The sequence below is a fragment of the Rhodococcus sp. NPDC003382 genome, from assembly GCF_053589135.1.
The window spans coordinates 1-22,483 of record NZ_JBSFRH010000024.1; the positions used below are offsets into that span (position 1 = coordinate 1).

A 22,483-nucleotide genomic window follows, 5' to 3' on the forward strand; every position below is an offset into this window, starting at 1 on the left:
TGTGAACGTGTTGTGGGCGATGCTCCGCGACGAGGCGGTCTACCAGCCCGCGTCTACCGTCGCGGCGGCTTGACAACTTCATTGAGATTCCTCCTTGTCGAACGTGATGCACTTCACGTTACGGCCGGATCCATCGGAGAAGAATGTGCCTACGCTCAGTCTTTCCGGTTCGATATGTGCGATGGCACAATTTGCTCATGACCGGGGAATCCCCCGAGGTCATCGAACTGATGGGTGAGGTGGCCGAGGCGATGCTCGCCGAGCTCGACCAACTGGTCGAGGCGATGGACGCCGCCGTGGTCGACCTGACCCCCGCACTGGGTACGGATGCCGCGATCGCAGCGGACATGTCGGCGAGCAACCGCGCGAACGCACTGCGTCTGCTCACCACCCTCACCCGACGGGAAGGTGGAACCGCACCGATCGACGTCCCGCCCGAAGCGCTCGACATCGCCCGCACCGTTGCTCGACGCGGCATCGAATTCGACGTGATCTTCCAGGCCTACCGTCGCGGGCAGAACGTCGCCTGGCAACGCTACATGAAACTCGCCGCCGCGCTCGTTCCGGCGAGCCCTCTGCTGATGGAACTGCTGAACGCCTCCTCGCAACGCGTATTCGAGTACGTCGACCACGTCGTGGCCTGCGTCCTCGCCGAAGCGCAACGGGAGCGGGAACAGGTGCTCGGCGGCGCTCTCGCACGCCGCACCGAGACGGTCCGGCTGATCCTGGACGGCGCGCCGATCGACGGTTCCCGGGCCGGCGAACGACTCGGGTACGACCTCTCCCGTCGTCACACCGCGCTGGTGTTGTGGTCCCAACCGGTCGGCGAAATCCAGGGCGCTCTGGAGTCGGCTGCCACCGTCCTGGCGCGTGCCGTCGGTGCTCGCGGTCCCCTCACCCTCCCCGCGGGAACCTCCGCCCTGTGGGCGTGGCTGGGTACCGAGTCCGACGTCTCGTACGAGGCGATGCGAAACGCCCTCGCGCACGCGCAATCCCACATCCGCGTCGCGGTGGGCCCCACCCGACCCGGCATCACCGGATTCCGCCGATCACATGCCGCCGCGGTGTCCATCCAGCGGCTGCTGGCCGGTCACCCCGGCGGTGCCCGGCTCGCGCTGTACCGGGACCTGGAAGTCACCGCGTTGACCGCCCAGGACCCGGACCGCGCAACGGAATTCGTCACCAGCACGCTCGGACCTCTGGCGGCGGACACACCCGCGGCCGCCCGCCTTCGCGAAACCCTGCGGATCTACCTCGAGGAAGCCGACAACGCCCCGCGGGCGGCGGTTCGCCTGCACACGCACCGCAACACCGTCCTGCAACGAGTCGCCCGCGCAACCGAACTGCTCGGCCACCACCCCGGTGAACACCGATTGGCACTCATGCTGGCTCTCGAACTCACCCACCAACTCGGTCCCCGAATCCTGCAGTGAGCCGACCGAGCTCGAACAACCGGAGATCGACGGACGCCCTGCGGGCGGCTGCCCCCGACCGATCGGAGACCCTACGGGTCCCTGAGCTTGCTCCGGCCCCTTCCCCAACGCTGCCCGGTCGCCATGCCCCGATAGACCGTCTCGGCCAGCACTCGTAGCCCCACGTCGCGGCGGACGTGCGGCAGGTACTGGACCCGGTCGTTCGTGTCGACCCGCACGATCGGGTGCTCCACCACCAGCTGTGGAGACGAGGGTTACTGGCGCCCAGTCGGTTTCGAAACACGGGAATGGCACCCGGTTCGCAGCGTCGAAGCGCTGACGTCGGACTCTGGGAGACGAGCGACGACGCCCGCCCGATGCGCCACGGTCACCGGAACGGCCCGTGCCCACACCGAGGCAGACGGAGAACACCTCGAGCCCCTCGATCGGACCGCGGGTCGCGGGATCGAGGGGCTGCGTGGTCAGGACGTCGGATACGAACCTGGTGGCCAGGTGATGTGCGGGCCGGCGCGGAAGGCGCTCGCGGCTCGTTGCTCGTGCACGCCTCTGCGGGGCGTGTGGATAGAATCCACCGTACGGTGCATGACAGTGCCTATCTGTCGTGTGCCCAGACCCCGGTCGGTGTTGGTAGCACCTTCCGGGGTCGACCTGTATTCAGGCCGGTGCAGGGATGGTCCCACGGGTGGCGTCGAGGGTCAACTCGAACACGCGTTCGTGTCGCCGGAAAAACTCCCGATCACTCGCCGGAGTCGCGTTGCTCGGTGAACCACACCGCGATCTGGGAACGCCTGGCGAATCCGAGCTTCCCCAGAAGACGCTCGACGTGTCCCTGCGCGGTACGGAGCGAGATCGTCAGACGCTCCGCGATCTCCCTGTTCGTCAGTCCCTCGGCGACCAGCCCGGCGACCTCGAGTTCCCGCTTCGTCGGGGCACTTGCGAGGGGAGACTTCGACCCGGATCCGCCGGAGTTTTCCCCGAGCGCATACGCGACCGCGCCGGTGACGCCGAGCGCTTCGCCCTTCCGGCGAGCGGCCTCGAACGCCCTCGAACTCAGTGCATCACGCGCGGCACGCAGAGTCATTTCGTGGTTCTCGGCAAGACCGGGCACAACCACGGACGGACTTCCGATCGACTGGCTCAGGTGGTCGGCGGCCGCGGCCAGGACCACCGCGCGTTCGGCATTGCGATCCGCCATCGCGATCCATGAGAGCACCTGAAGGACCAAACTGATGTTGAGCCGTGGCGTGTACTTGCGCGCAATCCGAAGTGATTGCTGTAGAAGCTGTTCCGCGCGGTCGCGGTCGCCCTGACGCCACACCACGACCGCCAGTGCCCACTGCGCATACGATCTGTGTACGGACTCACCGCGAGCCTCGGTGATCTCGAGGGCACGCTCGTAGCAGCTGATCGCCAGGTCGGTCCGACCGACGATTTCGTAGGCCAGTCCCATGCCGATGCGGGGAACCACTTGGTAGAGGACATCGTTCAGATCCGTGAAGGTCGACAATGCGCCTTCGAACCATTCACACGTGCGCTGAAGGTCACCACTGAACAGGGTGCCGTAGGCGTCGCCGAGATCGAGATACGCCAGCAGGAGGGGGTCCGTCGTCCCTTCCGCCAACGCGCGCTCGTTCCGCATCACGATCACCGAGGCGTCCGAATCTCCCTGCAGCCCGGCCATCGCGCTTTCCACGAATGCCGCCTTCGCCCGGTCGACGCTCGGCTTCGCCACCGCCTGTTCCAGCATCCGGTGACACCAGCGACCGCACTCGCCGATGAGACTCCGCGAAAACCAATAGGGGAACAACGCCCCCGCCATCCGGACCCCGGCCTCCGGGTCGTCGGAGGCACAGAAGTCCAGCGCCTGCCGTATGTTGGCCAGTTCCGTGGTGAGCCGCTTCATCCAATCGAGCTGTCGCGGGCCGATCCAGTCGGCCTCCGCGTCCCGCGCCAGCTGCTCGTACCAGTCGCGGTACGCCCGTCGCAGATCCGCGAGATCACCTGCCTCGGATGCCTTCTCCTGTCCGTACTCCCGGATCGTCTCGAGCATCCGGAACCGCGCGACCGGACCGGACTGCTCGCGGATCAGGATCGACTTGTCGACGAGGTTGGACACCGCGTCGAAGACATCCTCCGCGGAGAACTCCGAGCCGCAGATGTGCTCGGCGGCATCGAGTTCGAACCCTCCGACGAACACCGACAGACGCGCCCACATCCGCTGTTCCAGCGGTGTGCACAGTTCGTAGCTCCAGTCGACGCACATCCTCAGCGTCTGTTGCCGCTCGGGTGCATCCCTGCTACCCCGGGTGAGCAGCGCGTAGCGGTCGCTGAGCCGCTGCAACACCTGCTCCGGCGATATCGCCCGCAGCCCGGCGGCGGCGAGTTCGATCGACAGCGGCAGGCCTTCGAGACGACGGCAGATCTTGGCGATCGTGAGCGCGTCGTCGTCACCGGCCACGAAGCCGGGCACCGCCGCGGCGGCCCGCTCGACGAACAGCGTCATCGCGTCGTTGCGGTGTCCTCGTGCCGGGAGATTCTCGAGATCGGGGATCGGCAGCGGCGCCAGCGGCAGCACCACCTCGCCGCCGATGCCGATCCGCTCACGACTGGTCGCGAGGATCCGCAATCCCGGCCCCGCGCGCAGCAGCGACTCCGCGACATGCGCGACCGCGTCGATCAGATGCTCACAGTTGTCGAGGACGAGCAGCACCTCCCGCTTCGCGAGGTAGTTCTCGAGGACCACCTTCAGCGGCGTGGTCGACTGATCGCGCAGACCGATCGCACCGGCGACCACGTCGACCAGGAGGGATTCGTCCTGCAGCTCGGCCAGTTCGACGAGGAACACACCGTCGGCGAACGCGGCGCGCATCTGATGGGCGATTCTCAGCGCGAGACGGGTCTTGCCCACCCCACCGACCCCGACCAGCGTCACCAGACGGGCGGTCGCCAGGAGGTTCTTGGCCTTCCCCAGCTCTTCGCGGCGGTCGACGAAGCTCGTCAGCTCCAGCGGAAGGTCTCGCGTGCGGCCGGTCCGCGCCGTCGGTGGCCGGGTGGCCTCTCCCGCCGTGCTCGAGGCGTAGACAGGAACTCCGGCACCCGCGCTCGCGGTCATGTCGTCCACGGAGAATCCGTGTGATCGTTGCGCCTCGCGAAGCCTGCCCCCCAGCTCGACCACGGACGGGCGGTCGTCCGGGTCGCCGGCCATTGCGGCCCCGATCAGAGCACTGACGTCGGCGGCGACCCCGTGGTCACGAGGATCCGGGACCGGCTCCGTGGCGATCCGCACGAACTGCGCGACCACCTGCTCACCGCTGCGACGTTCGAACGCGGCGTGACCGGTGGCCGCCGCGAACAGGGTGGCCCCGAGCCCGTAGACGTCGGCGGCGGCGCTCGGTGGCGCACCGTTGAACACCTCCGGTGCGGTGAACGCCGGCGAACCGGTGAGCACCCCGACGGCTGTCCGGAAATCACCCGCGACGTGAGCGATACCGAAGTCCGTCAACGCCGGCTCGCCGTAGTCCGTGAACAAGATGTTCGCGGGCTTCACATCGCGATGAATGATGCCGACAGCATGGGCCGCCTCGAGCGCGCCGGCCATCTTGACCCCGATCCGCAGGACGTCCTCCAGCGGGAGCGGGCCCTGCCGGCGAATCCGCGTCTCGAGCGAGCCCTGGGATTCGAAGGGCATCACGATGAAGGGCCGGCCGTTGGCGGTGATGCCGGCCTGCAGGATGTTGACGATGTTGGGGTGACCGGTCAAGCGGCCGGCGGCGCGCTGCTCACGCAGGAATCGGGCGCGGTTGTCCTCGTCCAGATCGGCCGTGAGGACCTTCACCGCGACGACGCGGTCCAGCGAAGGCTGAGTGCACCGGTAGACCACGCCGAATCCGCCGCGGCCGACCTCTTGCGGATCCTCGAAACCGACGTCCTCCAGCTCCGCGGAGACCGTTCCGGCCACGCCACGTTGCGTCGCGAAGGGATCTGTATCGGCCATCGTCTACTTCGGTCCTGACCTCCGAGTGCAGCTCTGCACGGTTCGGACTTCCGTCCGTTTTCGAGCTTACGTCGGGCCGGGGCACCGGGCGGTGGACTCGCGAGCCCATACGTCCCTGTTCCCGGATACGATCCGGGGCAGTTTCGTCTCGAGCAGGCTCGAAGCCCCTTTACGGGCCCGGGCACGCCGCAGCATTCTCGGTCGATAGCCCGCCTTCCGAGTGACCTCGAACGCGGATGTCATCGGCTCGTAACGAGAGTGCCTATCCACAGGCGGATCGTGGTCCGCAGCGACTCGCGATGCTCGGCGAACGAATCACCTGGTGCGAGAACCCTTGTCCCGAACGCGAAATCGGACACCATCCCTTCGAGCAGACTGATGAGGTCGCGCGCGGCATCCGGAGGTCCTGATGCGCCGAGGGCATCCATCAGTGCGGTCGCGGCGGGAAGCGAAAACAGGCACGACGCCAGACCTGTCCTCAGCTCGTCGTCGGCGGCCGCGTCGACGACGAGCGCGTATCGGGCAAGGACGTCCCTGCGTCGGTCCGTCACCAGCGTTTCGAGCTGGTCCGCGATCAGATTCCCGGCCGCTTCGATGGTGGGCGGCCGGACGATGGAGGCGGCGCTGTCGAAGTGTTCCCGGGACCGGCGCGCCAGGTGCGCGATCGCGGCGGACACCAGGGCGTGACGGGTGCGGTAGTAGTACGACGTCGAGCCCCGGGCCAGACCGAGGCGTGCATCGATGCCCTGGTGCGTGAGCGCATGGTTGCCACCCTCGGCAGCCAGGTCCAACGCGGCCTCGCAGATCAGCTCTCGACGGGAGCGACGTTCAGCCATATCCACCTCCATTCCCCGAGACTCTACGATGCTAGAGTTTCGAGCCATGCGTCGGACTCGCAGAACGTCACCGCCACGTGGTTCCCTGCTCGTAGACGGCGCTGCATTCGATACCGCTGCACAAGATCTGGGATTCACCCTCGACGGATCGCAGCTGGAGACCGCGGCCGCCCTCGCCGCCGGCGATCGGAATCTGTATCTGTGGGGTCCCGTCGGACGGGGCAAGAGCTGGCTGATGGCGACGTACTTCGCCGCGCTGCCGACCGACCGGAAGATGCGGGTTCACTTCCACGAGTTCTTCCGCGACCTGCATCTGGGCATCCGACGGCACCGCAACAACCTTGCCGCTGCTCTGGACGAGCTGTTGGGCGGGGTGGATCTCGTGTGCTTCGACGAGTTCCACGTCCACGACCCCGCGGACGGCAAGTTCATCGCCCGTCTCCTGCCCGCCCTTCTCGATCGGCAGATCCGGGTGATCCTGACTTCGAACTACCCGCCTCGATCCCTGATGCCCAACCCGCTGTTCCACGACGACTTCATCCCCTCGATCGAGATGATCGAGCAGTTCTTCACCGTCGTCACCGTCGACGGGCCTGTGGACTACCGCACCGCCTCCGGTCACGAGGCCGGTTTCGCCGCCGGATGGTGGGTCAGCCCCGGCACGCAGGAGCAGAGAGACCGACTGGGACTGCGCTCGCCGACTCCCGACGAACGCACAGTCCTCGCACCGGCCGGGCATCCCGTCCGTGCCCTGCGCGCAGCGGAGGGGTGCCTGTGGGTCGACTTCGCCGACCTGTGCGAAAACACCACGGCCCCGGTCGACTACCTCGCCCTCGCACGACAATTCGGTACCTGGGTCGTCAGCGGAGTGCCCGACCTTCGAGCCACAGGACGTGAGCCGGCGCAACGCTTCGCCAACGTGGTCGACGTGCTGTACGACTGCGACATCACCACCGTTTTCCTCGCGACCACGCCGCTGGACGCGTTCGCCGGCAGCGGCCGGTTACCCGTCGACATCGAACGAATCAAGAGCCGGCTCGGCCAGCTCGGCGAGCTCGAATTCGAAGCGGCTGAAGGATAGTCGATCCGGTCCGACCAGCACCTTCTCCGATTCATCGCGAAGGTCCCAGCGCCTTACCGGTAGTGGGCCCGCCAAATGGTCACGAGCCGCCGCGTCGCCGGCCCTTGGTGAGGTGTACCGGGTCGATGTCGACATCGGACCATTCGGCGGCCATTCTCAGGCTGGCCTCGCGTCCGGAATGCACGTGGTGGAAAGCGGATTCGGCAGCCCGGTCGGGGTCGTGGTCGGCGATGGCGGCCAGCAGCTCCTCGTGTTCGCGGCATTGCACCGTGGCGTCGCGCTCCTTGGTCAGATGGAACAGCCACTGTGTCCGGGCTTCCAGCGGTTGCAGGATCGATTCGAGTAGCGGGTTGGCGGCGAGATCGACGATGAGGGCGTGGAACTTCGCGTTCGCCGCGGCGATGGCAGCCTTGTCGCCGCGTTCGGTCGCGTCGCGTGCTGTATCCAGTTGAGCGGCAAGAGCTGCCAGGCCCTCCTCGTCGGCGCGTTCGGCGGCCAGTCGCGCTGCGAGAACCTCGAGGTTCTCGCGGACGTCGAAGAGGTCCCGGACGTCGTCGACGGTGAACGGCGAGACGATCGCACCCTGGCGCGGCACCACGACGACCAGCCCGTCCCGTTCCAATCGCTGCATCGCTTCGCGCAGCGGAATGCGCGAGACGGCCAGCTCCTCGGCAAGATCGCGCTCGATCAGACGGGTACCCGGAGCGAGGTCCAGGCCGATGATGCGGGAGCGTAGTTCGTCATAGGCGACGTCCCGTAGCGACTTCCGGCTTGCTGCGTCCACTGCGGTTGTCACGTTCGACCTCTTTCCTCTTCGTGCCTGTCACCAGCATAGACACCGAAAAATAGCGGTATACCAGTAATGGAATTCTTACAGCCTCGCAATCTGACAGAAATGGATCGGGACCACGCTTCTCGTAACGGTATACCGCTAATCGGTATCGATGAATCGGGAGAAGCCCTATGAAGGTCACCACCGCCACCAAGGTCATGTCCGTCGCAGCCACTGGTCTTCTGACAGTGGGACTGAGCGCGTGCGGAACTTCTGACGCGGACTCGTCCGACGACGTCCTGTCCGTCGGCGTCTTCCTGCCCGGATCGATCAACGACACGGGATTCATGCAGTCGGGATTCGCAGGCGTGGAACGCATCCAGGCCGAATACGGGGACAGGATCGACGTCAGTTACGTCGAGCAGGTCGCCGCCGCCGACTATCAGCAGGCGCTGCAGCGCTTCGCCTCCCAGAACGATCTGGTGATCTCGGTCGGTGGGCAGACCGACGCCGACCTGCGCGCGGTCGCCCCGCAGTTCCCCGACGTCAAGTTCGTGGAGATCGGCGGGCCCGCCGACGCCGAACCGTTGCCGAACCTGGCCTACTACGACCCGCAGCAGGCCGAGGCCGAATTCCTGTCCGGTGCCGTCGCCGCCATGTCGTCGAAGAACGGGACGGTCGGGTTCGTCGGCGGGGTGGAACTTCCGGCGATCGTGAACGCCGCCAGCGCATTCGGTAACGGCGCTCGGTTCGTCCGGCCGGACGTCAAGGTCCTCGCACCGCAGTACGTGGGTGACTTCAACGACCCGGCCAAGGCCAAGCAGGCCGCCGGTGCCGCCTATGCCGGTGGTGCCGACGTACTGGGTCAGATCGTCAACCTCGGCAAGCAGGGCATCGAGCAGGCCGCGCGGGAATCGGGCAACCGTTTCAACGGCGGGCCCATCCCGGGTGACTGCGCGAACACCGTCTACGCCGGCTTCGTGCGCACCGATATCGGCACCGAAATCGAGTACGCGGTGTCCTCGGTGCTCGACGGCACGTGGACGGCCGCGCAGGTTCCGTTCGGCGTGACGACCGACAAGGGCGGCAGCGAATTCATCGTGTGCTCGACCGATCCGGCTGTCGCCCGGGCATTGTCCGATGCGGAGGCGGCGATCGTCTCCGGCGCGGTCCAGCCCTACTGACGGCCGGAAGCCGAACGAGAGGCGATGACGATGACCACCACCACCGCGCTGCTGTCGATGAACGGGATCGGGAAATCGTTCGGCTCGGTGCGCGCCCTGGACGCGGTGACACTGACCGTGAAACCTGGTTCCGTGCACTGCATTCTGGGAGAGAACGGTGCCGGGAAATCGACCCTGTGCAACACCGTCTACGGCACCGTCTCTCCCGATACCGGCAGCATGACCCTGGCCGGCGCCGACTACCGGCCACGCAATCCGTCGGACGCTCTGCAGGCAGGGGTCGCGATGGTGCATCAGCACTTCTCGCTGATCCCCACGATGACCGTCGCCGACAATCTGCTGCTGGGGCGCGACGGCTTCCGTCCGCCGCGGGGCCGGCTGTCGGACGACCTCGACCGCATCGCAGACAACTACGGTCTGAGTGTCGACCCGAAGGCCACGGTCGGCGAGCTGACCGTCGGGGCCCGCCAGCGAGTGGAGATCGTCAAGGCCCTGCTGCGTGACCCACGGCTGATCCTGCTCGACGAACCGACCGCAGTGCTCGATCCCTCCGAGATCGACGCACTGATCGCCACGTGCGCCGCCCTTGCCGCGGACGGCAAGTCGGTCGTCCTCATCACCCACAAGCTCGGTGAAGTCGCCCGCGCCGCCGACGAGGCCACCGTCCTGCGCGGAGGCACCGTCGTCGGTGGAGGACGGCTCGCCGACGTGCCGCTGTCCTCGCTGCTGAAACTGATGCTGGGCGACAAGGAACCGATCGACCCCGCCGCCGGCCTACGACGGCGCCGCGATACCCACAGCGACGCCGATGCCGTCCTGCGGGTGAGCGGTCTCGACGTGACCCGCCCGGACGGCAGTACCGCACTGTCGGACGTGGAGTTGGGCATCGGACGCGGCGAGATCGTAGGTATCGCAGGCGTCGAGGGCAACGGACAGTCCGAACTGACCGCCGTGCTGTCAGGGTCGCTGACCGCCGACAGCGGCACGGTGACCCTGGACGGCACGGATATCACCGATGCATCGCCGGCGCAACGGACCGCCGCGGGCATGGCGGTGATTCCCGAGGACCGGCACGCCGAAGGAATGATCGCCGACCTGTCGATCGCCGAGAACCTCGCGATGCCCCGGCTGCGGCAGTACCGCCGGTGGGGGCTGCTCGATCGGAACCGGATGCGCGCCGACGCCGCCGACGCGATTGCCGAGTACTCGATCAGGGCCTCGGATCCGGACGCGCCGATCGGTTCACTGTCCGGCGGCAACCAGCAGAAGGTCGTCCTTGCCCGCGAATTGTCCACTGCCGGATTGCGTGTCGTTATCGCCGCGCAACCCACCCGGGGCCTGGACGCCGGTGCAGTCGCGTTCGTGCTCGACCGATTGCGCGACGCGGCCGACAACGGTACCGCGGTCCTGATCACCTCCAGCGAAATCGACGAACTGCTGACCGTGTGCGACCGGATCGTCGTGGCCTATCGCGGCGCACTACTGGGATCTGTGCGCACCGACTCACCCACTGCCGCAACCGATATCGGCAGCCTCATGACCGGAGTCCCCGCATGACCACCTCCATCACACCCGACCGCCGCCCGCGGCTGCGCCTCCTGCCGTCGATACAACATCTGCACCTGCGCCACCCGCTGGTGATCGCCCTCGGCGCCCTGGTCGTATCGGCCGTCGCGGGTCTGGCTCTGGCTGCCACCGCCGGAGCCGACCCCGGAACGGTCGTCGACGCGCTCGTCGACGGAACCTTGGGATCGCCGTTCGCGATCGGAACCTCGCTCAACAACGCCGCGCTCCTGATGCTGGTGGCAGCCGGATTCACCGTCGCCTACCGGGCCGGGCTCGTCAACGTCGGTGGTGAAGGCCAGATCTGCCTGGGCGGTATCGCCGCCACCGCAGTCGGGGTCTCGATCCCCGATTCGGTGCCGGTCCCCCTCGGTCTCGCCGCTGCTCTGCTCGCCGCCGTCCTCGCAGGTGCGGCTTGGGCGGGAATCGCGGCCTGGCTGCGGATCCGCCGCGGCACCAGCGAGATCATCACCACCCTGCTGCTGAACTTCGTCGGCCTGGCATTGGTGGTGCTGATGGTCCAGGAACCGTCGCTGTTGCGCCAGCCGATGACGTCCTCGGAGACCCTGCCCCAGTCCGAACCGCTGGCAGTCTCGGCGCGCCTTCCGTTGCTGGGCCTGGACAGGAACCCGGCCACGATCGCGATCGTGATCGCCGTGATCTCGGTGATCGCAGTGGGAATCATGTTGCACCACACGATCACCGGACTTCGGCTGCGGAGCGTGGGACTGTCCGGCACCGCTTCGGCCCGATTCGGCGTCCCCGTCGATCGCACCGCGTTCCTCGGGCTCGCCGCGGCGGGCGGTTTCTCCGGGCTGGCCGGAGGACTGCTCGTCGCCTCCGCACCGTTCGTCCTCGCCGACGGATTCTCCTCCGGATTCGGGTTCAGCGGACTGGTCGTCGGACTCCTCGCTCGGGGATCGATGACCGCCGTCATCGCGGTCTCCACACTGTTCGGCTTCCTGGTCTCCGGCGGTATCAACCTCCAACTCGCCGCCGGAGTACCCGCGTCCACGATCACCGTCGTCCAGAGCCTGCTGATCATCCTCATCGCCGGTGCCGCATGGTGGACGAGTACCTCCAAGCCGCAACGCAAATCCCGTCCCGAGGTCCACACCGAAGCCCCCGCCAGGGAGGTGCTCGTATGAACACCGCAATGATCACCGAAGTACTCACCGGCGGAGTGGCATTCGCCATACCCCTACTGCTCGCAGCCACCGGCGAATCGATCTCCGAACGCGCCGGGGTGCTCAACCTGAGCATGGAAGGAATGATGCTCACCGGAGCGTTCGCCGGCGTGCTCGCCTCGGTCAGCACCGGATCGGCAGTGCTCGGTGCGGTCGCCGGCGTCGTCGCGGGCCTGATCTTCGGTTTCGCCCAGGCACTGCTGAGCGTGCGGCTCCGTGCCGACCAGATCGTCGTCGGTGTCGCAGCCAACGCACTGGCCCTCGGTCTCACCACCTTCGGGGCGCGGGTCCTGCCCGACGCCGGAAAGGGCCAGAACGTGCCCGCCTTCGCCGACGTCCGGATTCCGGTCCTGAGCGACCTGCCGATCATCGGTCCCGCGGTGTTCGGGCAAACCCTCCTCGGCTACTTCTGCCTGGCGGTCATCGCCGCACTGGCAGTGATCTTCTCCCGCCGCACCATGCCCGGGATCAGGATCGACGCCGTCGGTGAAGACGCGACGTCTGCGGGCTGGACCGGGCTGGCCGTCAACCGCATCCGTGTCGCGGGGGTGCTCATCGCATCCGCAGCCGGTGGCCTCGCCGGCGCTCACCTCGCGCTCTCGGAGGTCCGCTCGTTCAGCGAGAACATGACTGCGGGTATGGGCTACCTCGCCGTCGTGGCCGTGATCGCCGGTCGATGGAAGGTGTCCGGAATCCTCTGGGCTGCATTGTTCTTCGGTGTCGCCCGTGCAATGCAGTTCGCGCTCCCCGCGATCGGGGTGAACATCCCCTACGCCGTGCTCGTGATGCTGCCCTACCTCATTGCGATCGTCGCGGTCAGCGGCTTCGTGGGTGGACGGAAAGCACCGTCCTGCCTCACCGTCCCCTACATCGGCCGTGTCTGAACATCAATCCGAGAGGCAGACAAACAGATGACCCTCGTCCTCACCCATTCCGACATCGAGGCCCTGATCGACCGGCACGCCGTCTACGACGCCGTCGAACGCGCCCACGCCGATCTGTCCGCCGGCACCGCATGCAATCCGGCACCGGCGGTCCTCCCCCTCGAACAGGGGGGAACGGTCCTGCCGATGGCCGCAGTCGCGACCCGGCAGCGAGCCAGCTCGGTGAAAGTGCTGTCCGACATGCCGTTCAACCGTGCCGCCGGTCGACCCACCCAACGCTCGACCATCCTGCTGATGTCGGATCGGACCGGCGAATGCGAAGCGGTCCTCGACGGAAGGCTCATCACCGCCGTCCGCACGGCCGCCGCGAGCGCCGTCGCCACCGCACACCTCGCACGGGATTCGAGCACGACCCTGGGCTTGATCGGTGCCGGCACACTCGCCGTCGAACACACTCGCGCGATCGCTCGCGTCCGATCGATCGACAAGGTATCGGTCTGGTCCCGCTCCGCTGCGACCATTGACGAGTTCCGCCGCCGTGTTCACGATCTGGACCTGCGCGTCGAACACGCCGAATCGCCGCGCGACGTTCTGTCGACCGCCGACATCGTCTGCACACTGACACCGTCGAAGGATCCGATCGTCCACGGCGCGTGGTTCCGGCCGGGCCTGCACCTGAACGCCGTGGGTGCACCCCCGCGCGCCGATCACCGTGAGATCGACGGTGTCGGAATGGGTTCGGCCCGACTCGTCGTCGACAGTCGCCCCACCGCACTGACGAAGTCCGGTGACGTCCTGCTCGCCATCGGCGAAGGACATCTCACCGAGGACGCGGTGGCCGTCGAACTCGGCGACGTCGTCCTCGATCGCGGGCTCGGCCGCCGCAGCGACGAGGACATCACCCTCTTCAACTCAGTAGGCATCGGCCTGCAGGATCTCGTGACCGCCCGCATCCTCGTCGACGCCGCACTCGCCGCCGACATCGGAACCAGAGTAGAGATGAGCGCATGACCGTTCCCGCACCCGAGTCCCGCTTCCTCGCACGCAGCCTCGAACTCGCCGCAGAAGCAGCAGTGTCGGGCAACCGCCCGTTCGGCGCCGTCCTGGTCGCAGCCACCGGTGAGGTGCTCGCCGAAGGTCTCAACGAAGTCGCCTCCTCCGGCGACATCACCGCACATGCCGAACTCGTCGCGATCCGCCGGGCAACCGCCGACGGGCACGACGACCGATTCGCCGGCGCCACGATGTACGCGAGCGGCGAACCGTGTCCCATGTGCGCCGCAGCGTGCGTCTGGGCCGGTATCACCCGGATCGTGTTCGCCGCGTCGACCGAAGGGTTCTCGACCATCCTCCCCGAGGGACCTCATTTCACCCTCGGTTGCGCAGACGTCGTCGCGGCGACCGATGCGGAAGTCACCGTCGTCGGACCGGTTCATGAGGAGGAGGCCCTCGAGGTCATGCGCACCGCGGTCGCGGCCCGGTAGCGCGAGGCCTGCGTTCGGTTGGCTCGTCCCGATCCACGACGCGATTCGGAAACCGCTCACGTTGTTGCATGAGCGAATTCGCATTCACCGCGTGGATTCTCGGATCAGGATCGCTGTCGCCCTAGACTGCGCCCATGTCCTCGTATGCGATCAGCCGCCGGACCTTCGTGGCTGCGGCGGCCGCCGCAGCCGTCGCCGTCGTGACCCCGGCGCGGCCGGTGGCCTCTGCCGAGCCGAATGCGAACCCGACGATCGCTGCCCGCCAACGATTCTTCGGAGCCGAGCACGTCGACCCGCGCACCGGAGGAGTGGATCCCGACAAGGTGATCCTCTCGTGGTTCGGGGTGACGAGCTTCGCGATGGCGATCGCCGGGGACGTCTTCCTTCTGGACGCGTGGGTGCCTCGCGGGGAGTTCTCGAATCGTGTGCCGACGAGCCCCACCGAACTGGCAGCGTTGGCGCCGAGCCACATCTTCATCGGGCACGGACACTTCGACCATGCCGCCGACGCAGCCGAGATCGCGTCACTGTCCGGCGCGACGATCGTCGGCACCGAGGAGCACTGCCGGGAACTCGACGAGCAGGCCGCCACGGACCTGCGGACGCATCCGTTGTCCCTGGATCGGACCGAATTCACGCTGGGCGGTGTGACCGTGCGCGCGGTGCGGCACCTGCACTCCGGACTGCGCGCACCCCGGGGCGAGCAGGCCCCGCTCGTCCTCGCGCCCGACTTCACGCCGACCGTCGAGCACCCCCCGACGCTCCAGGATCTGCAGCACCTGGCGGACCACGCCGGCGACGAGGAGGGCGGCTCGTTGCTGTATCAGTTCGAGGTCGGCGGCTTCGTGCTCACCTGGCACGACAGTTCGGGGCCGCTCGTCACCGACGCACCACAGGTCCTCGACACCCTGCGGGAGTTGCCCGCCTCATCGGTGCAGATCGGGTCGATCCAGGGCTACAACCAGTACACGAACGGCCTCGGCGACACACTCGACTACATCCGGGCGCTGCGCCCGTCCGTGTTCGTCCCCTCTCATCACGACAACTGGCTCCCACCCGTCTCCGCGCCCGCCGCCGCGTACGAGCCGCGGTTGCGCGAGGCAGTGGCGAGCCTGCCGAATCCACCCGAGGTGCGCATGCTCGTCGATCCGACGGACTATCTGCGCCCCTCTCTGCTGACGTTCGACCTGACGACGAGGTGACACCGACCCGCAATTGCTGCTGTCGCGCTCGATCCACGGCGCGATTCGGAATTCGCCCACACTGCAGCGTGAGCGAATTCGCACTCACCGCGTCGATTGCCGGATCGATATCGAACGGCCGATCGGAATCGAGCCGCTATCGACCGCACATACGAAAACGAGGTCACGACCTCTTTCGAGTTCGTGACCTCGTTCGTCGCAGTTCGTGGAACTGCTCTCTGTGGGCGAAGGGGGACTTGAACCCCCACGTCCCGAAGGACACTGGCACCTGAAGCCAGCGCGTCTGCCATTCCGCCACTCGCCCGAGCGACTGGAGAACAGTAACACATCATCCCCGGATATAACGATTCGCCTGGTCAAGGCGGGTTTCTCGGGGTCCAACGACAGGGCTCGGTACCGAGTTGGACAATCGCTCACGATCCTCCGAGCCGGATCGGACGAAAAGTCGATACCATGCAGGGGCGAGAACTGCATCGCGACACGCACAGACCTGGGAAGGGGGCCGCCATGGGTATCGCGCAGCGTTTCGAACGCAAGCTTCAAGCCGCAATCGGCGACGCGTTCGCGCGCGTCTTCGGAGGCGGTGTGGTCCCCCAAGAGGTCGAAGCCGCGCTTCAACAGGAAGCGACGGATGGTGTCCAGCAGCTCGATCGTGGGCTCATGCTCGCACCGAACAAGTACGTCATCACCATCAGCGAATCCGATCATGAGGCCCTGGCAGCAGACAGGGACTTGACGGTGAAGGCATTCTCCCGTCACCTTGAGGACTTCATTCGCGAACAAGGGTGGCAGACCTACGGTGAGATCAATGTTGCCTTCGAGTCGTCGTCGGCGCTGCACACAGGGCAGTACCGCACTCGCGGCTCGGTCGATCCCGATACCGGGCGCTCACCGGCGCGCGCCCCGGCCTCGCGTTCGCCCCAGAATCGCCCGACCGTGAAACCCGACCCAGGAGTTGCCCCCATGACGCAAAACCCCGGCTACGAACCCGGCCGCGAGCCCGCCGATCGCGCGGAGCCGCAGTACGCGCGCAACGGTCACGCGCACGTCGGTCAGGAGCAGCGCTACGCGCAGGGTTACGGCCAGCAGGGCGGCTACGGCCAGCCCGCCGGTGCCGCGGGTTACGACCAGGGTTACGCCGATCAGGGCTACGACCAGCAGGGTTACGCCCAGCAGGGCGGCTACGACGACCGCAACTACGGTGGCGGCTACGACCAGCAGCAGGCCTACAGCCAGGAGTACGGCCGCGACTACCAGCAGCCCTACGGCGACAACCGTTACCAGAACGGCTACGGCCAGCCCGGTGGCTACGACCAGGGCTACGCCGACCAGGCCTACCAGCCGCAGCCGTACGGCCAGCAGGCCTACGGCAACCAGGGCTATGCAGACCCGGGTTACGCGGATCAGGGTCAGGGTTACGACCAGCAGGGTTACGGCCAGCAGGGCGGCTACGACGACCGCAACTACGGTGGCGGCGCCGCCTACCCGCCGGCCGGTGCTCCCGCGGGTCGTGTGCTGACCGCGACCCTCCAGCTCGAGGACGGCAGCGGCCGCTACTACCAGCTCCGCGAAGGCAGCAACATCATCGGCCGCGGCCAGGACGCCCAGTTCCGGCTCCCGGATACCGGCGTGTCACGTCGCCATATCGACATCCGCTGGGACGGCGCGGTCGCGATGCTGTCCGATCTCGGTTCCACCAACGGCACCACCGTCAACGGCGCGCCGGTGCAGGACTGGCAGCTCGCCGACGGCGATGTGGTCCGTGCCGGTCACTCGGAGATCCTGGTCCGCATCCTCTGAACGGGATTCGACACCGAATCGGACCCGACTCGAGACCTGTCCGACGCGTAGCCGACGCGTCGGACGATGCGTCGAGTCGTACACAGTCCGTATTGTGGGTGACCTCAGCACACCGGATGCGAGTGCGCCGGTCGATCATGCCGAAGGAGGATGAGCCGTGCAGGGGCTGATTCTGCAGCTGACCCGGGCGGGTTTCCTCCTCCTGCTGTGGCTGTTCATCTGGGCTGTTCTGCGCACACTGCGCTCGGACATCTACGCCGGCGCCGCCCGGCCGCTGCCTCGCTATTCGGGCAAGCAGTCGGTGCTGCCGTCGCTGAGTCGCAACAAGACGGCGAAGTACCTGGTGGTGACACAGGGTGCGCTCGCCGGCACCCGCATCTCGCTGGGCACCCAGCCGGTGCTGATCGGACGTGCCGACGATTCGACGCTCGTGCTCACCGACGACTACGCCTCCACCCGCCACGCCCGGCTCTCGCCACGTGGCTCCGACTGGTACGTCGAGGACCTGGGTTCCACCAACGGGACCTATCTCGATCGTGCGAAAGTCACCACCGCTGTCCGCGTACCCCTCGGCACCCCGGTCCGGGTCGGGAAGACCGTGATCGAGCTCCGCCCGTGACCCTTGTATTGCGATACGCCGCCCGCAGCGACCGGGGTTTGGTCCGCTCCAACAACGAAGACTCCGTGTACGCCGGGGCACGTCTGCTCGCGCTCGCCGACGGCATGGGCGGCCACGCCGCCGGTGAGGTCGCCTCACAACTGATGATCGCGGCGCTCGCCCACCTCGACGACGACGAGCCGGGCGAGGACCTGCTCGGCAAGCTCGCCGCCGCGGTCCGCGAAGGCAACGCCTCCATCGCCGATCAGGTCGAGGAGGAACCCGAACTCGACGGCATGGGCACCACGCTCACCGCGATCCTGTTCGCCGGCAGCAAGCTGGGCCTGGCCCACATCGGCGATTCGCGCGCCTACCTGCTGCGCGACGACCAGCTGACCCAGATCACCCGCGACGACACCTTCGTGCAGTCCCTCGTCGACGAGGGTCGCATCACCGCCGAGCAGGCGCATTCGCATCCGCAGCGGTCGCTGATCATGCGGGCGCTGACCGGCAGTGAGGTCGAGCCGACCCTCACGGTGCGCGAGGTGCGCGTCGGCGACCGTTACCTGGTGTGCTCGGACGGTCTGTCCGACGTGGTCAGCGACGAGACGATCGCCAACACGATGCGCGAGGGCACCCACGACGAGTGCGCCGACCGCCTCATCGAACTGGCGTTGCGCAGCGGCGGCCCGGACAACGTCACCGTCGTCGTCGCCGACGTCATCGACCTGGACTACGGGCAGAGTCATCCGATCGTCGCAGGCGCAGCGTCCGGTGAGGACGAGGACACTCCCCCGCCGAACACCGCAGCCGGTCGCGCCGCGGCGATGCGCCCGCCGCGTGCCACCCCGAAGCGGGTGATCAGCGCGCCCGAACCCGAACCGAAGCGCAAGCGCAGCCGCCTGTGGTGGATCATCGGGGCGATCGTCGTACTGGCGCTGCTCGCGGCCGGCCTGGTCGTGGGTCGCACGATGATCCGCAACTACTACTACGTCGGCGCCGACGACGGCCGGGTCACCGTGCTGCGGGGCGTGCCCGGCAACGTGCTCGGCTACTCGTTGCAGGAACAGGCGCTCGTGGGATGCGTCACCGACGAGGGCATGCTGACGCTGATGGAACCCGACCACGCCAACTGCCGGGTCATGGTCGTCGACGATCTGCAGCCCGCCGCGCGCGAGCAGGTGCGGGCCGGTCTCCCCTCCGGCAACCTGGACGACGCGAAAGCGCAGATGGGCCGGCTCGTCGACGGTGATCTGCTTCCGGTGTGCATCGAGGAGAAGCCGGCACCGGCACCGGTTCCCGCGCCCGCCTCTGCGGCGCCGGCTCCGGACGGCACGGCTGCCCCGGCACCCGCGCCGGACACCCCGACGACCCCCGTTGCCCCGCCCCCTGCCGAGGCCGCAGCGCCCGCACCGGTAGTTCCGGCGCCGGGCCAGACACCCGTCACCGCCGCCCCGCCCGCTCCGGAGCAGACACCCTCCCCGACCCCGGCCGTACCGCAGGTACCGGGCCAGAACTGCAGGGTGGGAGCCTGATGTCGGTGTCTCACGTCGCGGGGGCTTTCCCGAGCCCACCGGGTGGATTTGCCCCTGCGCCACTGCAGTCCACCCGCCGCAACACCGAACTCCTGCTGATTCTCGCCGCGATCGGCATCACGCTGGTGTCGCTGATGCTCGTCGAGGCCAGCCAGGAACAGGCTCTCACCTGGGACCTCGCCAAGTACGGGCTGACGTACGCCGCGCTGTTCCTCGTCGCGCATCTGGCGGTGCGTCGATTCGCGACGTACGCCGACCCGCTGCTGCTGCCGATCGTGGCGCTGCTCAACGGACTCGGCCTGGTCCTGATCCACCGCCTGGACCTCGCCGACGCGGAGAACGCCCGGTTCATGGGCAATCCCATCCCGTCGCCCGACGCGAACCAGCAGGTCCTGTGGACCGCGCTGGCCATCGCCGGGTTCGTCGCGGTGCTGGTGCTGCTGCACGACTACCGGCTGCTCGCCCGCTACAGCTACACCCTCGGCCTGATCGGCCTGGTCGCGCTGGCCATCCCGGCGCTGCTGCCGTCGAGCCTGTCCGAGGTCAACGGCGCGAAGATCTGGATCCGGCTGCCCGGTTTCAGCATCCAGCCCGGCGAGTTCTCGAAGATCCTGCTGATCATCTTCTTCGCGTCGGTGCTCGTCGCGAAACGTGACCTGTTCACGACCGCCGGCAAGCACTTCCTCGGCATGGATTTCCCGCGCGCCCGCGACCTCGGCCCGATCCTCGCCGCGTGGATCCTGTCGATCGGCGTCATGGTGTTCGAGAAGGATCTGGGCACCTCGCTGCTGCTCTTCACGACGGTGCTGGTGATGCTCTACATCGCCACCGAACGGGTGGGCTGGCTGCTCATCGGCTTCGGTCTGCTCGCCGTCGGCTTCTTCTTCGCCTACCAGATGTTCGGGCACGTGCGGGTGCGGGTGCAGACCTGGCTCGACCCGTTCGCCGACTACGCGAACACCGGCTACCAGATCTCGCAGTCGCTGTTCGGCATGGCGACCGGCGGTGTCGGCGGCACCGGCCTGGGCAGCGGCCGGCCCGCTCAGGTGCCGTTCGCGAAGACCGACTTCATCGTCGCGGCGATCGGTGAGGAACTGGGCCTCATCGGCCTGGCCGCGATCCTGCTGCTGTTCCTCGTCCTGATCGTGCGGGGGCTGCGCACTGCGCTGGCGGTGCGCGACAGCTTCGGTAAACTGCTCGCCGCAGGCTTGTCGTTCACCCTCGCGATCCAGCTCTTCGTGGTCGTCGGCGGTGTCACCAAGCTGATTCCGCTGACGGGCCTGACCACCCCGTTCGTCTCCTACGGCGGATCGTCGCTGCTCGCGAACTATCTACTGCTGGCGTTGTTGATGAAGATCTCGCACTCGGCCCGCGAACCCGTCCTCCCCCGCAAGAAGCCTGCGCCCCCGATCGCGGACGCGCAGACGGAGATGATGGGGCGCGAATGAACGGTCCTCTCCGCAAGGTCGCGATGGCCGTGATGTTCCTGGTCGCCGCTCTCCTCGCCAACGCCACGTACGTGCAGGTGATCAAGGCCGACGATCTGCGCACCGATCCGCGGAACTCGCGGGTGCTGATCGACGAGTACTCCCGCCAGCGCGGCCAGATCTCCGCGAGCGGGCAGGTGCTGGCGGTATCGGTGCCCACCGACAGCCGCTACAAGTACCTGCGCACCTATCCGGCCACCCCGGAGCAGCCGATGAGCCCGCTCGCGTACGCACCGGTCACCGGCTTCTACTCGATGCAGTACGGCAGCACCGGCCTGGAACGGTCCGAGGACGCCGTCCTCAACGGGTCGGACAGCCGGCTGTTCGGGCGCCGCTTCTTCGACCTGGTGTCGGGACGCGACCCGCGCGGCGGGAACGTCGTCAGCACCATCGACCCGATGATGCAGCAGGTCGCCTACGACGAACTGACCGCCAAGGGTTACACGGGTGCGGTCGTCGCGATCGAACCGAGTACCGGCAAGATTCTGGCGATGGTGAGCACACCGAGTTACGACCCGAACCGGCTGTCCGGGCACGACGGGGCCGCCACCAGCGCCGCCTGGGACGAACTCAACGCCGACCCGGACAAGCCGATGCTCAACCGCGCGGTGTCGCAGACCTACCCGCCGGGTTCGACGTTCAAGGTCGTGGTCACCGCCGCTGCCCTCGCGAACGGGGTGAGCCCGGAGGACCGGTTCACCGCCGCCCCGAACATCACGCTTCCGGACACGACAACGACACTCGAGAACTACGCCGGTTCGACGTGCGGTTCCGAACCGACCGCGACGCTGCGCGAGGCGTTCGCCCGCTCGTGCAACACCGCGTTCGTCGAGATGGGAATCAACACCGGCAGGGAGGCTCTCGCGGCGCAGGCCGAGGCGCTCGGAATCGGCGAGGACATGTCGATTCCGCTGTCTGTGGCAGAAAGCACAATCGGTCCGATTCCGGACGGTGCGGCACTCGGACAGTCCAGCATCGGGCAGCGCGACGTGGCCCTGACTCCGCTGGAGAACGCGGTGATCGCCGCGACCGTCGCGAACGGTGGGGTGCGCATGAAGCCGTACCTGGTGGAGCAGTTGCAGTCCCCTGACCTGTCGGTTCTCGCCGAAACGGTGCCGGAGTCGGCCGGCCAGGCGATCGCCCCGGAGGTCGCCGCGACCCTCACGGACCTGATGATCGGCGCCGAGAACTTCGCGGGCGGCGCGGGCAAGATCCCCGGCGTCCAGATCGCGTCCAAGACCGGCACGGCCGAGCACGGCAGCGACCCCCGTAACACTCCGCCGCACACGTGGTATATCGCCTTTGCGCCCGCGCAGCAGCCCACGGTTGCGGTAGCGGTGATCGTGGAGGACGGCGGCGACCGGGCGCTCGCGGCCACCGGCGGCTCCGTGGCCGCGCCCATCGGACGGGCCGTCATCTCGGCCGGATTGCAGGGAGGCTGAC

Annotated in this window: 17 protein-coding genes and 1 tRNA gene; 14 read left to right on the forward strand and 4 right to left on the reverse strand. The window is 67.6% G+C overall.

Features of this window, described 5'->3' with window-relative positions; translation table 11 throughout:
• The first annotated feature begins 197 nt into the window (after positions 1-197).
• Positions 198-1,433 (forward strand): PucR family transcriptional regulator, encoded by a 1,236-nt coding sequence (locus ACWDUD_RS17110; protein WP_450110070.1) that lies wholly within the window; start codon positions 198-200, stop codon positions 1,431-1,433.
• A 736-nt stretch (positions 1,434-2,169) separates the two neighbouring features.
• Here the strand turns inward: ACWDUD_RS17110 and ACWDUD_RS17115 are convergent.
• Entirely contained in the window at positions 2,170-5,427 is a 3,258-nt protein-coding gene (locus tag ACWDUD_RS17115) for a protein kinase domain-containing protein (RefSeq protein WP_450110071.1), read from the reverse strand.
• 239 nt (positions 5,428-5,666) lie between these two features.
• Entirely contained in the window at positions 5,667-6,263 is a 597-nt protein-coding gene (locus tag ACWDUD_RS17120; RefSeq protein ID WP_450110072.1) for a TetR/AcrR family transcriptional regulator, read from the reverse strand.
• A gap of 46 nt (positions 6,264-6,309) precedes the next feature.
• Between ACWDUD_RS17120 and zapE the strand changes: the two genes are divergently transcribed.
• Positions 6,310-7,344 carry a cell division protein ZapE gene (zapE, locus tag ACWDUD_RS17125; RefSeq protein WP_450110073.1) on the forward strand — a complete coding sequence of 345 codons (1,035 nt, stop codon included), beginning with the start codon at positions 6,310-6,312 and terminating at the stop codon, positions 7,342-7,344.
• 79 nt (positions 7,345-7,423) lie between these two features.
• Here the strand turns inward: zapE and ACWDUD_RS17130 are convergent, their stop codons facing one another.
• Complete coding sequence (locus ACWDUD_RS17130) at positions 7,424-8,140, reverse strand: GntR family transcriptional regulator (protein WP_197257758.1); 717 nt, start codon at positions 8,138-8,140, stop codon at positions 7,424-7,426.
• A 167-nt stretch (positions 8,141-8,307) separates the two neighbouring features.
• Here ACWDUD_RS17130 and ACWDUD_RS17135 point away from each other — a divergent pair, with 167 nt between their 5' ends.
• The 7 genes from ACWDUD_RS17135 (at position 8,308) to ACWDUD_RS17165 (ending at position 15,620) form a co-directional block, all read left to right on the forward strand.
• Positions 8,308-9,300 carry a BMP family protein gene (locus tag ACWDUD_RS17135; RefSeq protein ID WP_248676436.1) on the forward strand — a complete coding sequence of 331 codons (993 nt, stop codon included), beginning with the start codon at positions 8,308-8,310 and terminating at the stop codon, positions 9,298-9,300.
• Positions 9,301-9,330: 30 nt separating this feature from the next.
• Entirely contained in the window at positions 9,331-10,857 is a 1,527-nt protein-coding gene (locus tag ACWDUD_RS17140; RefSeq protein ID WP_450110074.1) for an ABC transporter ATP-binding protein, read from the forward strand.
• Positions 10,854-12,011 (forward strand): ABC transporter permease, encoded by a 1,158-nt coding sequence (locus ACWDUD_RS17145; RefSeq protein WP_450110075.1) that lies wholly within the window; start codon positions 10,854-10,856, stop codon positions 12,009-12,011. The genes ACWDUD_RS17140 and ACWDUD_RS17145 overlap by 4 nt, the downstream gene beginning before the upstream one ends.
• Positions 12,008-12,934, forward strand: coding sequence for an ABC transporter permease (locus ACWDUD_RS17150; RefSeq protein ID WP_450110076.1), 927 nt, complete (start codon positions 12,008-12,010; stop codon positions 12,932-12,934). The genes ACWDUD_RS17145 and ACWDUD_RS17150 overlap by 4 nt, the downstream gene beginning before the upstream one ends.
• A 27-nt stretch (positions 12,935-12,961) precedes the next feature.
• Positions 12,962-13,945, forward strand: coding sequence for an ornithine cyclodeaminase family protein (locus tag ACWDUD_RS17155; protein ID WP_450110077.1), 984 nt, complete (start codon positions 12,962-12,964; stop codon positions 13,943-13,945).
• Positions 13,942-14,418 (forward strand): nucleoside deaminase, encoded by a 477-nt coding sequence (locus ACWDUD_RS17160; protein WP_450110078.1) that lies wholly within the window; start codon positions 13,942-13,944, stop codon positions 14,416-14,418. Before ACWDUD_RS17155 ends, ACWDUD_RS17160 begins: the two co-directional genes overlap by 4 nt.
• Before the next feature lie 134 nt (positions 14,419-14,552).
• Positions 14,553-15,620, forward strand: a complete 1,068-nt coding sequence (locus ACWDUD_RS17165; protein ID WP_450110079.1) for an MBL fold metallo-hydrolase — start codon at positions 14,553-14,555, stop codon at positions 15,618-15,620.
• A gap of 221 nt (positions 15,621-15,841) precedes the next feature.
• Here ACWDUD_RS17165 and ACWDUD_RS17170 read toward each other — a convergent pair.
• Positions 15,842-15,924: transfer RNA gene (locus tag ACWDUD_RS17170), tRNA-Leu, on the reverse strand.
• A 203-nt stretch (positions 15,925-16,127) separates the two neighbouring features.
• Here ACWDUD_RS17170 and ACWDUD_RS17175 point away from each other — a divergent pair.
• The 5 genes from ACWDUD_RS17175 (at position 16,128) to ACWDUD_RS17195 (ending at position 22,482) form a co-directional block, all read left to right on the forward strand.
• Positions 16,128-17,420 (forward strand): DUF3662 and FHA domain-containing protein, encoded by a 1,293-nt coding sequence (locus ACWDUD_RS17175; RefSeq protein ID WP_450110080.1) that lies wholly within the window; start codon positions 16,128-16,130, stop codon positions 17,418-17,420.
• A gap of 157 nt (positions 17,421-17,577) precedes the next feature.
• Complete coding sequence (locus tag ACWDUD_RS17180) at positions 17,578-18,039, forward strand: FHA domain-containing protein FhaB/FipA (RefSeq protein WP_072809145.1); 462 nt, start codon at positions 17,578-17,580, stop codon at positions 18,037-18,039.
• Complete coding sequence (locus ACWDUD_RS17185) at positions 18,036-19,553, forward strand: protein phosphatase 2C domain-containing protein (RefSeq protein ID WP_450110081.1); 1,518 nt, start codon at positions 18,036-18,038, stop codon at positions 19,551-19,553. Before ACWDUD_RS17180 ends, ACWDUD_RS17185 begins: the two co-directional genes overlap by 4 nt.
• Positions 19,553-21,001 (forward strand): FtsW/RodA/SpoVE family cell cycle protein, encoded by a 1,449-nt coding sequence (locus tag ACWDUD_RS17190; RefSeq protein WP_197257164.1) that lies wholly within the window; start codon positions 19,553-19,555, stop codon positions 20,999-21,001. The genes ACWDUD_RS17185 and ACWDUD_RS17190 overlap by 1 nt, the downstream gene beginning before the upstream one ends.
• A complete protein-coding gene (locus ACWDUD_RS17195) occupies positions 20,998-22,482 on the forward strand; it encodes a peptidoglycan D,D-transpeptidase FtsI family protein (protein WP_197257162.1) in 1,485 nt (494 codons plus the stop codon). Before ACWDUD_RS17190 ends, ACWDUD_RS17195 begins: the two co-directional genes overlap by 4 nt.
• Position 22,483 lies beyond the last annotated feature (1 nt).

Coding starts and splice junctions, on each gene's coding strand:
- ACWDUD_RS17140 (WP_450110074.1), top strand. CDS start 9,331: ATGACCACCACCACCGCGCTGCTGTCGATGAACGGGATCGGGAAATCG.
- ACWDUD_RS17190 (WP_197257164.1), top strand. CDS start 19,553: ATGTCGGTGTCTCACGTCGCGGGGGCTTTCCCGAGCCCACCGGGTGGA.
- ACWDUD_RS17155 (WP_450110077.1), top strand. CDS start 12,962: ATGACCCTCGTCCTCACCCATTCCGACATCGAGGCCCTGATCGACCGG.
- ACWDUD_RS17195 (WP_197257162.1), top strand. CDS start 20,998: ATGAACGGTCCTCTCCGCAAGGTCGCGATGGCCGTGATGTTCCTGGTC.
- ACWDUD_RS17120 (WP_450110072.1), bottom strand. CDS start 6,263: ATGGCTGAACGTCGCTCCCGTCGAGAGCTGATCTGCGAGGCCGCGTTG.
- ACWDUD_RS17160 (WP_450110078.1), top strand. CDS start 13,942: ATGACCGTTCCCGCACCCGAGTCCCGCTTCCTCGCACGCAGCCTCGAA.
- zapE (WP_450110073.1), top strand. CDS start 6,310: ATGCGTCGGACTCGCAGAACGTCACCGCCACGTGGTTCCCTGCTCGTA.
- ACWDUD_RS17115 (WP_450110071.1), bottom strand. CDS start 5,427: ATGGCCGATACAGATCCCTTCGCGACGCAACGTGGCGTGGCCGGAACG.
- ACWDUD_RS17135 (WP_248676436.1), top strand. CDS start 8,308: ATGAAGGTCACCACCGCCACCAAGGTCATGTCCGTCGCAGCCACTGGT.
- ACWDUD_RS17145 (WP_450110075.1), top strand. CDS start 10,854: ATGACCACCTCCATCACACCCGACCGCCGCCCGCGGCTGCGCCTCCTG.
- ACWDUD_RS17165 (WP_450110079.1), top strand. CDS start 14,553: ATGTCCTCGTATGCGATCAGCCGCCGGACCTTCGTGGCTGCGGCGGCC.
- ACWDUD_RS17175 (WP_450110080.1), top strand. CDS start 16,128: ATGGGTATCGCGCAGCGTTTCGAACGCAAGCTTCAAGCCGCAATCGGC.
- ACWDUD_RS17150 (WP_450110076.1), top strand. CDS start 12,008: ATGAACACCGCAATGATCACCGAAGTACTCACCGGCGGAGTGGCATTC.
- ACWDUD_RS17110 (WP_450110070.1), top strand. CDS start 198: ATGACCGGGGAATCCCCCGAGGTCATCGAACTGATGGGTGAGGTGGCC.